Here is a 12720-nt window from a genome sequence, read left to right as displayed (position 1 = left end):
CCGCAGCTGACAATCCAGCGACCTGGCACACGCCATCGCCGCCCGCCGACCACCGGCCAGCCCGGCGGCACAGCACGCGCCAGCAGCACCGCACATCACACCCAACCCGCCAGCAGCCCCGCAGCTGACAGCCCAACGACCTGGCACACGCCATCGCCCGCCCGCTGGACCGCCCGCCAGCCGGCCCCTCGGTCAGGACGGGAACGCCACGCTCTCCCGCCGCACCAGCACCGGCGCGATGGTCCGCCTCGACGTCGTGGACTCGCCCGCGGTGACCTGCTCGAGCAGCAGCCCGAGCGTCTCCCGCGCCACCGCCGCGAAGTCCGGGCGGACCGTGGTGAGCGGCGGAATGAAGTAGGCCGCTTCCGGCACGTCGTCGAACCCGACCACGCTGACGTCGTGCGGCACCCGGCGGCCGCGCTCGTGCATGGCGCGCAGCACGCCCAGGGCGAGGTGGTCGTTGGACGCGAACACGGCGGTGACCTCGGGCATCCTGGCCAGCATCTGGCCCGCCTTGTAGCCGGCGGCGGCGCTCCAGTCGGCCGCCACCACTGGCGGGACCTCGGCGTTCACCGCGTCCAGGGCGCGCTTCCAGCCCTGCACGCGACCGGCCGCGTCGAACCAGTCCTGCGGGCCCGACACGTGCCAGACGGTCTGGTGGCCCGTCTCCAGCAGGTGCGTGGTGGCCTCGAAGGCACCGGCCGCCTGGTCGACCGTGACCAGCGCGGTCGTGCGCTCCGGATCACCGTCCACAGTGACCAGCGGCAGACCGGCGGGGACGTCGGCAAGCGCGTCGGCGGCCGAGGCGTTCGGGGCGATCACCACCAGGCCCGCCACGCGCTGGTCGCGGTGGCGTTCGACAGCGGCCGCTATCGACTCGCGGTCCAGGACCTTCACCCGGCCGATGCTCACCGCGAACCCGGCCTCGCCCGCCGCCTCCTCGAAGGCGGACAGCAGGGAGGCCGGGCCGTAGAGCGTCGAGTTCTGCGCCACCACGCCGATCAGCTGCGTCTTGCCGGTGACGAGCGCGCGCGCCGCGCGGTTGGGGCGGTAGCCCAGTTCCTTGATGGCGGCGCGCACGCGCAGACGAGTCTGTTCGCGGACGTTCGGGTGGTCGTTGAGGACGCGCGAAACCGTCTGGTGGGACACCCCGGCGAGGCGGGCGACATCGGTCATCGCGGGATCACGCTGGGTCTTCTGGTCCACGGACGGGCTCCGATCCTTGGTCTAGACCGATGATGTTAGCGATCACACCTCTCGGCCTCGTTGCAGCGCACCCATTGTGACGTCTATCCGAGCCGGAACGTCGCACGTCGGCGCGCGTCGCGGTCGTTGCCCGGGCTGGCGACCACCAGTCTGCCTCGATCGTGAATGAGATAAGAGTTTGCTCCAACATTCAACGAAATCGCCTTGCTGTCAGCGAGTCCTGGTACGCGAACAAAGCTCGCCGCACGACCGTAAGCATCTGTGTCCTCGAAGGGGTCGATGCGGATGGCATCCCCGTCCACCCGCACGTACCGGTCGGGGAAGTTCACCGACTGCAGCGCCACCGTGCCGGAGCCGAGAAACCCCGGTACGAAACGGAACTGCGAGTCGGCCAGCTCGCGGACGTTGCCGTCGACCCGCATCCGGTACTCGTAGTGCCGCACGAACAGACCGTCCAACGTGGTCAGCCGCACGATCGGCCCGCCCTTGCCGACCGGCACGCCGAAACTCGGTGTGCCGTCGTCGTTCCAGTGCAACCGCTGCACTCGCGTGTGACGATTCGGGTCGAACAGCGGATCTCCGCTGATGTCGCGGTAGTCGCGTGCGTGGTAGACGAGCACGTCGAGAGAACCGACCGTGGTGAACGAGTTGTGCCCCGGTCCGTACTGCGACGTCGGCACGTGAGTGGCGAAAATCGGGTTCGGCGACTTCGTCCACGACCGCGCGTCGAGCAGGTTCGCGTTCTCGTCGGCGGTGAGCAAACCCATGCAGTAACGGGCGTCGGTGGCGCTCGCGGAGAACGTGACGAACACCCGGCCGTTGCGGATCAGCACCGCGGGCCCCTCATTCACCCGGAAACCCTGCACCTCCCACGACAGCGTGGGCGTCGCGATGCGGACCGGCGTCGTCCTCAACGCGAGCGGCGAGGCCATCTCGGCGATGTAGAGGTTGGTGCCGGAACCGACCGCGGGATCGTTCTGCGCCCACAGGAAGTAGCGCTTCCCGCGGTGCTCGAACGTCGTCGCGTCCAGCGTGAAGGTGTCCAGGTGCGTCACCACCTGGCCACGCAGCACCCACCCGTCGGCACGCGGATCAGCGTTCGAGGATTCCAGCACGTAGGTGCGGATGCGGAACGGCTCGTCCTTGTCCCCGGCGGCGAAGTAGACGTACCACTTGCCGTCGACGCGGTGCAGCTCCGGCGCCCAGATGTAGCCACCCATCCTGCCGGTGGCGGGCCTGCGCCAGATCGTCCGTTCCCGCGCGGAACTCAGACCGTCCAACGTGGACGCGCCGCGCACGACGATCCGGTCGTACTCCGGCACGGACCCGGTCAGGTAGTACATGCCGTCGGTCGGCGGCGTGATGAACGGGTCGGCGCGCTGCTCGACGAGCGGGTTGCGGGTCGGCAGTTCCGCGGGAGTCTCCGGCGCGGCGACGACAGGAGCGGCGGCGGTGAGCGTGCCGGCCACGGCCAGCGCGCCACCCGTGCCCAGCAGCAGGGTTCTGCGGTCGATCACTTGCGGCTCCTGTCCTTGACGCGGAAGACCGTGATGGAGTTCGGCGGGAACGTGTGACTGAACGACGTGCGCACGCTGATCTGGGTGGTGCGCGGCCTGATCGGCTGGGCGAACTCGGTGTTCACGTCGTCGGGGCGTCCCTGCAGGACGGTGACCCGCGCGGTCGACGCCACCGGCATGCCGAGGTCGATGTTCGTGCGGGCGGCGTTGTCCTGGGCGTTGACGACCTTGACGATCAGTTCGCCGGTCGCGTTGTCGCGGGTCACGACCTGTCGAAACGGTTCAACGCGCGAGTCGTCGGTGAACTCGCCCCACTTCTGGCCGTCGAGGAACAGCGTGACCTGCCGTCCGCGCACGTCGATCCGCACGTCGTAGGTGCGGCCCGTGTCGATGCTGGTGCCGTTGCTCATCAACGTGCTCTTGCCGCCCGCCACGGCCTTCTCCACGGCGGACTGGGTGTTGTTCCAGCCGCCGAGGTTCCACCAGTAGTAGTTGCCGGTGTCCTGCACGCCGAACGCGACGAGGAAACCCTCGCGGCCGGCCTGCTTGGTGGCCTTGAGGTTCAGCGTGTAGTCGCGCCAGTCCCGCGAGCCGGCCGTGACGAGGGTGTTCTCGGCGGCGGCGTCGGACTGGACGTAGGCGCCGTTGACCACGTTCCAGGCGCCCGGCCCGGTCCTGGTCCACTGCGCGTCGGTGCCGGAGAAGTCGTCGCTGAACAGCTGCTGACCGGCCGCGCTGGTGACGCGCACGTCGTCGTACGACGCCGCGGTCGCCCAGGTGGACAGGCCGATCGCGCCCGTGATCGGGCCCTGGGTGGACGGCGTGGCCGATGCGGTGCTCGGCACGACCTGGTCGCCGACGTTGTTCATGAACAGCTTCTGCGTCTCGTAGCTCGCCGAGCCCCACGACGCGTGGTTGTTGAACCAGATCATGTCCGGCCGCCACTGCACGTAGTCCTCGTTGGCCAGCAGCGGCGCGTAGGAGGCGAGCTTCACGACGTCGGCGTTGCGCTCGAGGCCGGTCATGAACGCGGCTTCGCTCAGCGCGTTGAAGAACTTGTTGTCCAGCGAGGCGTACTCGCCGAGGAACACCTTCGGGCCGTTGCGGTCGTAGGAGTCGTAGCGGTTGTTGTTCTCCAGGAACCAGTTCGGGCTGTTGTAGTAGTGCTCGTCGACCATCTTCACGCCGGCCTGCTTGTTGAGCTGCCACAACCGGTCGAACGTGCCGCCGGTGTCATCGGGGCCGGAGTTGCTGACCACGGTGATGTCCGGGTACTTCGCGTTGATCGCCTTGCGGAACTCGGTGAAGCGGGCGAAGAACTCGTCCGGCAGGTTCTCCTCGTTGCCGACGCCGAGGTGGGTCAGCTTGAACGGCTTCGGGTGTCCCATCTCGGCGCGCTTGCGGCCCCAGGTGGAGTCGGCGGGCCCGTTGGCGAACTCGATCAGGTCGAGGGTGTCCTGGATGTGCCGCTGCAACAGCGCGGGGTCGTTCGTGGCGCGGTTCTGACCGCAGCCCGTGACCAGCGCGGGCACGACCGGCAGCGGCATGGCGCCGACGTCCTCGCTGAACTGGAAGTACTCGTAGTAGCCGAGGCCGTAGGACTGGTTGTAGCCCCAGAAGTTCGAGTTCGTGGCGCGCTGCTCGACCGGCCCGATGGTGTCCTTCCACTGGTAGGACCGGCGGCGCTCGTAGTCCGGCGCGTCGTAGCCGTAGTGGCTGCCGGTGTTGACCAGGCAGCCGCCGGGGAACCGGACGAAGCCGGGCTTCAGGGCGGCGATCTTCTCGGCGAGGTCGCGGCGCAGGCCGTGGCCCTTGAAGGTGTCCTGCGGCATCAGCGAGATCATGTCGAGGCGCAGGGTCCCGGTGCCGCCGCCGGTGACCAGCAGCCGGCCGGTCGTCGTGGCCTTCTTCGCGCGGACGGTGCCGGTGTAGCGGGTCCAGCCGTCGCCCTTGACCTGGACCTTCACCGGGTCGCCGAGCGGGTTCCCCGCCGGGTCGGTGATCGCGGCGGTGAGGGGCACGCCGCTGCCCTGGTCGGTGCGAGCCCAGACGGAGAAGTCGTAGCGCTGGCCCTCCTGGACGGCGATGCCGGAGTTGTAACCGGAGTTGATCACGCCGGCGGGCAGGCCGAGCTTCAGGTAACGGCGGTTGCGCTCGTTCATCCGGCCGCTGTCGTCGACCACGTCGAGGGTGCCGCTCTGCGGTGCCCACGAGGTCATGCCGTGGTACGAGGCGTTGTCGGCCTTGTCGTACTCGAACGAGCGGTTCTGCACGAGTTCGGCGTACAGGCCGCCGTCAGCGGCCCGGTTGATGTCCTCGAAGAAGACGCCGTACATCGTGTCGTCGATCGACGCGCCCTTCTTGGTGGCGTCGACTTTGATCGTGTAATCGGTCTCTGCCGCCGCTCCCGAACCGGGGACGGCGGCGAGCAGGGAGGCCGCGAGTGCCGCGGACAGCAGAACGTGCCTGGGGGACATGGGGGGTGAGCTCCCGGCGTTCGTGGGTTCGCTGCGAAAGTTAGCGCTAACATACGATTGCCGACAGATCAGGTCAACGCTCACAAGTCGTTATGGTTGAAGGCTTGACGGGACTGATGTGAGCGTTCACTCTTGTCCACCTGACAGCCGCGTCAACGCGGTCGGGCTCCGCGACACCGTAGTCACCTCGGAGGAATCCCTGTGTTGAAGAAGATCACGACAGCCGCCAGCGTGATCGCGCTGTTCGTGCTGACAGCTTGCAGCTCTGGCTCTGGCGGTGGTACCGCCGCCTCTTCCGGCGACACCATCACGATGGGCTTCGCCCAGGTGGGCGCCGAGAGCGGCTGGCGCACCGCGAACACCAAGTCGATCCAGGACGAGGCCAAGGCCGCCGGGATCGACCTGAAGTTCTCCGACGCTCAGCAGAAGCAGGAGAACCAGATCAAGGCGATCCGCTCGTACATCCAGCAGAAGGTCAGCGTGATCGCGTTCAGCCCGGTCGTCGAGACCGGCTGGGACACCGTGCTGCTGGAAGCCAAGCGCGCCAACATCCCGGTGATCCTCACCGACCGCTCGATCGACTCCGACGACACGTCGCTGTACAAGACGTTCCTCGGCTCGGACTTCGTCGAAGAGGGCCGCAAGGCCGGCGACTGGATGGTCGCCAACGCGACCGGACCGACAAACGTCGTGGAGCTGCAGGGCACCACCGGTGCCGCGCCGGCGATCGACCGCAATAAGGGCTTCGAGGAGAAGATCGCCGCCAAGCCCGACATCAAGGTCGTCGCCTCGCAGACCGGTGACTTCACCCGGTCCGGCGGCAAGCAGGTCATGGAGGCGTTCCTCAAGTCCCAGCCGAAGATCGACGTCGTCTACGCGCACAACGACGACATGGGCCTGGGCGCGATCGAGGCCATCAAGGCCGCCGGCAAGGTGCCCGGCAAGGACATCAAGATCATCACCGTCGACGCGGTGAAGGATGGCATGACCGCACTGTCCAACGGCGAGATCAACTTCATCGTCGAGTGCAACCCGCTGCTGGGCAAGCAGTTGATGGAGCTCGCGAAGAAGGTCGTCAAGGGCGAGGAGGTGCCGGCGCGGGTCGTGACCGTGGAGGGCACGTTCACGCCGGAGCAGGCCAAGGCCGCACTCCCGCAGCGCCAGTACTGATCTCCCCCACAGACTGCGGGGCCTGGCACCGACTGCGCATCCGGTGCCGGGCCCCGCACTCCAGCGACGAAGGCTCCCGCCATGACCGAGTCACCGCCGCCGTTCGTCGAAATGCGGGGCATCAGCCTCGCGTTTCCCGGCGTGAAGGCGTTGCAGGACGTCGACTTCCGGCTGTTCCCGGGCGAAGTGCACGCTCTGATGGGCGAGAACGGCGCCGGCAAGTCCACCCTGATCAAGACGCTGACGGGCGTGCACAGCCCGGACAGCGGCTCAGTGCTGCTGGCGGGTGACGCCGTCGCGTTCTCCTCTCCCGGACAGGCTCAGCAGGCCGGGATCAGCACGGTGTACCAGGAGGTCAACCTCTGCGCGAACCTCACGGTGGCGGAGAACATCCTGCTGGGCCGAGAACCCCGCAGGTTCGGCGGCATCGACTTCCCAGCGATGCGCGCGCGGGCAGCCGAGGTGCTGGCCCGCATCGGCGTGCACATCGACCCAGCATCCGTGCTCAGCACGCACCCCATTGCGGTGCAACAACTTGTCGCCATCGCGCGGGCCATCGCCGTTGACTGCCGGGTGCTCGTGCTCGACGAACCCACGTCCAGCCTGGACGCGGGCGAGGTCGCCGAGCTGTTCCGGATCATGCGGGTGCTGCGCGACGAAGGTGTCGCGATCCTGTTCGTGTCGCACTTCCTGGACCAGGTCTACGAGATCTCCGACCGGATGACCGTGCTCCGCAACGGAGCCCTGGTCGGCGAGCACCTCACCAAGGAACTGGACCGGCGTGCGCTGATCTCCGCCATGATCGGCCGCGAGCTGGGCGTGCTGGAGGCGATCGAGGACGCGAGTGAGCGTCGAACCGCTTCCGGTCCCGTGCTCGTCCACGCGGAAGGGCTCGGCCGGCGCGGCGCGATCGCGCCGTTCGACCTGGAGATCCGCGCGGGCGAGGTGGTCGGGCTGGCCGGCCTGCTCGGGTCCGGTCGCACGGAGATGGCCCGGTTGCTGTTCGGTGCCGACAAGGCCGACACCGGCCGGTTGCTGGTCGACGGCGCGCCGCTGCACCTGCGCGGACCGCGGTCGGCCATCGCGGCCGGAATCGCGTTCTGCTCGGAGGACCGCAAGGGCGAAGGGCTCGTCGCGGACCTCTCGATCCGCGACAACCTGGTGCTGGCCATGCAGGCCGCCCGCGGGTGGAGCCGCCCGGTGTCGCGCCGGCTCAAGGACAGCCTCGTCGAGAAGTACCTGGCAGCGCTGGACATCCGGCCCGCCAACCCGGACGCGCTGGTGCGCACGCTCTCCGGCGGCAACCAGCAGAAGGTGCTGCTGGCCCGCTGGCTGGTGACCGAACCACGACTGCTGATCCTGGACGAGCCGACGCGCGGCATCGACATCGGCGCGAAGGCCCAGATCCAGCAGCTCGTCACGACCCTGGCCGCGGAAGGGACAGCGGTGCTGTTCATCTCTGCGGAGTTGGAGGAGGTCGTGCGCATCGCCGACCGGATCGTCGTGCTGCGCGACCGGCACAAGATCGCCGAACTGGACGGTGGCGCGAGCATCGACGAAGTCGTCGAACTCATCGCGGGCGACCCGGTCCCGGAGAGGACGGCGTCATGAAGAACCGCCTGCTCTGGCCGCTGATCGCGCTCGTCGCGCTGCTGCTGCTCAACCTCGTCGTCACGCCGTCGTTCTTCTCGTTGCGCATCCAGGACGGCCACCTCTACGGCGGCCTGGTCGACGTGCTCAAGAACGGCGCGCCGACGCTCCTCATCGCGCTGGGCATGACGCTGGTGATCGCCACCCGCGGCATCGACCTGTCCGTCGGCGCCGTCGCGGCGATCGCGGGCGCGGTCACGTGCGTCCACATCGGCACGTCCGGAGACGCGAGAACGGCGTTCGCGGGCATGGCGATCGCACTGGTGCTGTGCGCGTTGCTGGGCCTGTGGAACGGTTTCCTCGTCGCCGGACTCGGCATCCAGCCCATCATCGCCACCCTGGTGCTGATGACCGCGGGCCGCGGCATCGCGATGCTGGTGACCGAGGGCCAGATCATCACCGTCAACAACGACGCGTTCCGGCAGGTCGGAGCAGGGTTCGTAGGACTCCCGATCTCCATCCTGATCAGCCTCGCGGTCCTCGGCCTGGTGGCCCTCACCACGCGCAAGACCGCGCTGGGCATGCTGATCGAAGCGGTCGGCGTGAACCCCGAGGCGTCGAGGCTGGCCGGTGTGCGGTCACGGACGATCATCTGGACCGTGTACGTGTTCGCGGCGGTGTGCGCGGGCATCGCGGGCCTCATGATCGCCTCGAACGTCAACGCCGCCGACGCCAACAACGCCGGGTTGTGGATCGAGATGGACGCGATCCTGGCGGTCGTCATCGGCGGCACGTCCCTCGCGGGCGGCCGGTACTCCCTCACCGGCACGCTCCTGGGCGCGTTGATCATCCAGACCCTCACCACGACCGTCTACACGATCGGCGTGGCGCCCGAGATCACGCTGGTGTTCAAGGCGGTCGTCGTCATCGCCGTGTGCCTGGTCCAGGCGCCGAAGGCCCGTGCAATGCTCAGCTTCCGGAAGGTGGCCGTGTCATGACCGCTCTCACCGAACGGATTCCGGCGCGGTTCCTCCCCGTCCTCGCGACCGTGGTGCTGTTCGTGCTCACGTTCGGCGCCGGCTCGGCGAGCTACGAGGGCTTCGCGTCCGGGCAGGTGATCGCGAACCTGTTCATCGACAACGCGTTCCTGATCGTGCTCGCGGCCGGCATGACGTTCGTGATCCTCAGCGGCGGCATCGACCTGTCCGTCGGCTCGGTCGTGGCACTGTCCACAATGGTCACCGCGGCTGGCCTCAAGGCGGGCTGGCCGGTCCCGCTCGTGGTCGTCGCCGTGCTGGTCATCGGCAGCACGCTGGGCCTGCTGATGGGCCTGGTGATCCACAAGTTCGACATCCAGCCGTTCATCGTCACCCTCGCCGGCATGTTCCTCGCCCGCGGCCTGTGCTTCCTGATCAGCGTGGAGTCGGTGTCCATCAAGGACAGCACGTTCCGCGCGGTCGCCACCGCCGTCATCGAACTGCCCGGCGGCGTCACGATCACCTACAACGTCGTGATCGCGCTCCTGGTCGTGCTCGCCGCGCTCTACGTCCTGCACCGCACCAGGTTCGGCCGGTCCGTCTACGCGGTGGGCGGCAACGAGCAGTCGGCGTTGCTGATGGGCCTCAAGACCGCGCGCACCAAGGTCGGCGTGTACGTGATCAGCGGCTTCTGCTCGGCGCTGGCCGGCCTGCTGTTCAGCCTCTACATGCTGTCCGGCTACGGCCTGCACGCCGTCGGCATGGAACTGGACGCGATCGCGGCCGTCGTCATCGGCGGCACCCTGCTCGCGGGCGGTGTCGGCTACGTCCTCGGCTCGCTGGCCGGCGTGCTGGTGCTCGGCACGATCCAGACGCTGATCTCGTTCCAGGGCACGCTCAGCTCGTGGTGGACCAAGATCGTGATCGGCGCGTTGCTGCTGGTCTTCATCGCGGTGCAGCGAGGCATGGCGCGCGGCCCACGACGACGGGCGATACTCGCGTCCTGACCTCTGGTTCCACGGGCGGTTCTGGCCGGTTCACCGCGCCGGCCAGAACCGCACCAGGAACTTCTCCACCCCGCGGGCAACGCCCTCGTGCGCGTCGACCGCCCGCCCACCCCTGCGGTAGCCGCGTGCCCGCACCTCGCCGCGAAACCCCAGCGCGACAGGCCCCGCGGTCGCCCGGCCCGCGCCGAGCTCCCACATCTCGACCTGACCCTCGTCCAGCCACAGTGCGACGTCCTGCGCCTCGCCCCACTCGACCTCGGTCGGCGGTTCCGCGGTCCAAGCCTCGATCCGGACCAGTGCGTGGTGGTAGCTGTGCGCTTCACTGAGCAACGCCAGGCGGTTCGTCATGGCGACCAGCCAACGACCTGGACGGGAGAAGTCGAGGGCGTCGATCGGCTCTTCAACGGCGACATCTTCGACGTAGCAGTGCCGGTTCCCCATCCCGACCTCAGCTTCCACAGCCACCAGCATCGTCGTCACGTGCCCAACCTAGTCAGGCGGGCACATCGCTCATCTGCCCCTTCGCTCATCATGCGGCCGCGCGACGCCGCACCTAGCGTTGAGCCATGTCCCTGATCTGTTCCAGCGTCGTGGACGCGCCGCTGGACGAAGTGTTCGCCTGGCACGAGCGACCTGGAGCCGTGCACCGGCTGACGCCGCCGTGGCAGCCGGTGGGAGTCGTGCGCGAGGCGGGCTCCCTGGACGGTGGCCGCGCGGTGCTGGGGCTGCCGCTGGGACTGCGCTGGGGCGCCAAGCACACCGAGTACGCGCCGCCGCACCGGTTCGTCGACGAGCTCGACTCCGCGCCGCTGCGCTGGGCGCTGCGGTGGCGGCACACCCACGAGTTCGAGGCCGAGGGCGATCGGACGCGGATGACGGATCGGGTGGACACGCCGGTGCCCGGTGCGTTGCTGCGGTCGATGTTCGCCTACCGGCACCGCCAGCTCGCCGCCGACCTCGCCGCGCAGGCGGCCGCGCGGCAGGCAGGCGACCGGCCGATGACGGTGGCGATCACCGGCGGCAGCGGATTCGTCGGCGGCGCGCTGTGGCCGTTCCTCAGCACGGCGGGGCACCGGGTGATCAGGTTGGTGCGCCACACCCCCGCCGGCCCGGACGAGCGACAGTGGGACCCCGCACGGCCGAAGCCCGATCTGTTGTCCGATGTGGACGCCGTGGTGCACCTCGCGGGCGCTTCGATCGCGGGCAGGTTCGCCGAAAACCATCGGCGGGAGGTCCGTTCCTCGCGGATCGAGCCGACCCGAGCGCTCGCCGGCCTGGCCGCGACCAGTGGCGTGCAGGTGTTCGTGAGCGCGTCGGCGATCGGCTTCTACGGCGCCGACCGCGGTGACGAGGAACTCACCGAGGACAGTGCGCGCGGTGAGGGTTTCCTGGCCGACGTGGTCGCCGACTGGGAGGCCGCCACCGAGCCCGCCGCGTCGGCAGGGGTGCGCGTGGTGACCGTGCGCACCGGGCTGGTCCAGTCGCCCAACGGCGGCACCCTGCGGCTCTTCCACCCGTTGTTCGCCGCCGGTCTGGGCGGGAAGCTCGGCGACGGCCGGATGTGGCAGTCCTGGATCGGCATGGACGACCTGGTCGACGTCTACCACCGCGCGCTCTACGACACCTCGCTCAGCGGGCCGGTCAACGCCGTCGCCCCGCACGCCGTGCGCAACAGCGCCTACACCGCCACGCTCGCGAAAGTGCTGCACCGGCCCGCGTTGCTGCCGGTGCCGTCGTTCGGGCCGCGGCTCCTGCTCGGCGAGCAGGACGCCAGGGAACTGGCGGAGGCGAGCCAGCTCGTCCGGCCGGCCGTGCTCACCAAGGCCGGTCACACGTTCCGGCATCCGGACCTCGAAACGGCTCTCCGGCACGTGCTGGGGCGCGTGCCGGAGAGCTGATTCGCGTCCGAGGCCGATCAGATCCGTGTCTGCCAGGTCACGCGGTCAGGGCGTCTGATCTCCGACGGAGACGGAGAAGCTCTCGATGGCGTTGCCCGCGCCGCCGCGCCACAGGTTGAACCCAGCCTCGACGGCGACGAGATACCACCTGGGGTCGATGTGACCTCGCCTGGTCGAGTCCAGCGTGAACGCCCGGATGTCGAGCCCGGAGACCGCGGTGACCTCGACCACGCGCTCGTACGTGATCCGGGTGCGCCCGCCATCCCTGGCCAGCCACACGTTCCACCGGGCACCGGCGACCTCCACGTTCTCGGCCACCATCGAGCCCCCGGGCCGGATGCCGCCCCTGCTGCGCATCCAGATCACCAGCTCGGCGCCGTCCGGTGTGCCGCTCGCGACCGGTCCGCTGTGGAACCACACGACGTAGGCCGCGTTGAAGACGCCGGTGTCGACCTGCCTGGTGACGAGGTCGCTCGTGACCTCCGGCATGGCCGACACCTGGACCGGCAGATCTCCGACGTCCGTGCACTCCTCCCAGTGACATCCCCTGATCAGCGACGGCGACGCGGCCGGCGCACCTTCGGGCGGGCGGCTGTGGCCGGCGCTCTCGACCTGCAGCGACTGGTCGCCGACGGCGACGCACTGCGGGGTGTCCGCGCCCCAGACGTTGTTCTGCGCGAGGTAGTCCCTGCCGCCGGCGGGCGCGACGTCGACCTTGCCGCAGAGCCGGGTGGTGGCGCTCGCCGACGAACCGACCACGGACAGCACCACTCCCACGAGCGCGGCCAGCAGTGCTCCGCCCAGTCCTACGGCCGCCAGCGTGATCGCCGCACGAAAGGCGATCTGGGCATGGGGACTGTTCACGAGGAAAGCTCCTT

The 12720-nt window shown here is 69.0% G+C and carries 10 protein-coding genes; 5 read left to right on the top strand and 5 right to left on the bottom strand.

Annotation, left to right across the window (positions count from 1 at the left end):
* Window positions 1–192 precede the first annotated feature (192 nt).
* The 3 genes from SK803_RS36290 to SK803_RS36280 all read right to left on the bottom strand — a co-directional run bounded on the left by SK803_RS36290 (window position 193) and on the right by SK803_RS36280 (window position 5200).
* Window positions 193–1206: a LacI family DNA-binding transcriptional regulator gene (locus SK803_RS36290; RefSeq protein ID WP_319970715.1), complete on the bottom strand. Its 1014-nt coding sequence runs from the start codon at window positions 1204–1206 to the stop codon at window positions 193–195.
* A gap of 83 nt (window positions 1207–1289) precedes the next feature.
* Window positions 1290–2723 carry a family 43 glycosylhydrolase gene (locus SK803_RS36285; protein ID WP_319970714.1) on the bottom strand — a complete coding sequence of 478 codons (1434 nt, stop codon included), beginning with the start codon at window positions 2721–2723 and terminating at the stop codon, window positions 1290–1292.
* Window positions 2720–5200 (bottom strand): alpha-L-arabinofuranosidase C-terminal domain-containing protein, encoded by a 2481-nt coding sequence (locus SK803_RS36280; protein WP_319970713.1) that lies wholly within the window; start codon window positions 5198–5200, stop codon window positions 2720–2722. Before SK803_RS36280 ends, SK803_RS36285 begins: the two co-directional genes overlap by 4 nt.
* A gap of 201 nt (window positions 5201–5401) precedes the next feature.
* Between SK803_RS36280 and SK803_RS36275 the strand changes: the two genes are divergently transcribed.
* The 4 genes from SK803_RS36275 to yjfF all read left to right on the top strand — a co-directional run bounded on the left by SK803_RS36275 (window position 5402) and on the right by yjfF (window position 9944).
* Window positions 5402–6370 (top strand): ABC transporter substrate-binding protein, encoded by a 969-nt coding sequence (locus SK803_RS36275; RefSeq protein ID WP_319970712.1) that lies wholly within the window; start codon window positions 5402–5404, stop codon window positions 6368–6370.
* A gap of 81 nt (window positions 6371–6451) precedes the next feature.
* Window positions 6452–7981, top strand: coding sequence for a sugar ABC transporter ATP-binding protein (locus SK803_RS36270; RefSeq protein WP_319970711.1), 1530 nt, complete (start codon window positions 6452–6454; stop codon window positions 7979–7981).
* Entirely contained in the window at window positions 7978–8958 is a 981-nt protein-coding gene (locus SK803_RS36265) for an ABC transporter permease (RefSeq protein WP_319970710.1), read from the top strand. The genes SK803_RS36270 and SK803_RS36265 overlap by 4 nt, the downstream gene beginning before the upstream one ends.
* On the top strand, window positions 8955–9944 hold the full coding sequence (gene yjfF / locus SK803_RS36260) for a galactofuranose ABC transporter, permease protein YjfF (protein WP_319970709.1): 990 nt from the start codon (window positions 8955–8957) through the stop codon (window positions 9942–9944). The genes SK803_RS36265 and yjfF overlap by 4 nt, the downstream gene beginning before the upstream one ends.
* 30 nt (window positions 9945–9974) lie before the next feature.
* Here the strand turns inward: yjfF and SK803_RS36255 are convergent, their stop codons facing one another.
* Complete coding sequence (locus SK803_RS36255) at window positions 9975–10424, bottom strand: hypothetical protein (protein WP_319970708.1); 450 nt, start codon at window positions 10422–10424, stop codon at window positions 9975–9977.
* Between the two features lie 86 nt (window positions 10425–10510).
* Here SK803_RS36255 and SK803_RS36250 point away from each other — a divergent pair, with 86 nt between their 5' ends.
* On the top strand, window positions 10511–11842 hold the full coding sequence (locus SK803_RS36250) for a TIGR01777 family oxidoreductase (RefSeq protein WP_319970707.1): 1332 nt from the start codon (window positions 10511–10513) through the stop codon (window positions 11840–11842).
* A gap of 45 nt (window positions 11843–11887) precedes the next feature.
* Here the strand turns inward: SK803_RS36250 and SK803_RS36245 are convergent, their stop codons facing one another.
* The gene (locus SK803_RS36245) at window positions 11888–12706 is read right to left on the bottom strand and encodes a GH12 family glycosyl hydrolase domain-containing protein (protein ID WP_319970706.1); all 819 of its coding nucleotides are present in this window, start codon (window positions 12704–12706) and stop codon (window positions 11888–11890) included.
* Window positions 12707–12720 lie beyond the last annotated feature (14 nt).

It is taken from the genome of Lentzea miocenica, assembly GCF_033949945.1.
Taxonomy (GTDB): domain Bacteria; phylum Actinomycetota; class Actinomycetes; order Mycobacteriales; family Pseudonocardiaceae; genus Lentzea; species Lentzea miocenica.
This window is presented reverse-complemented; position numbering and strand designations above follow the sequence as displayed.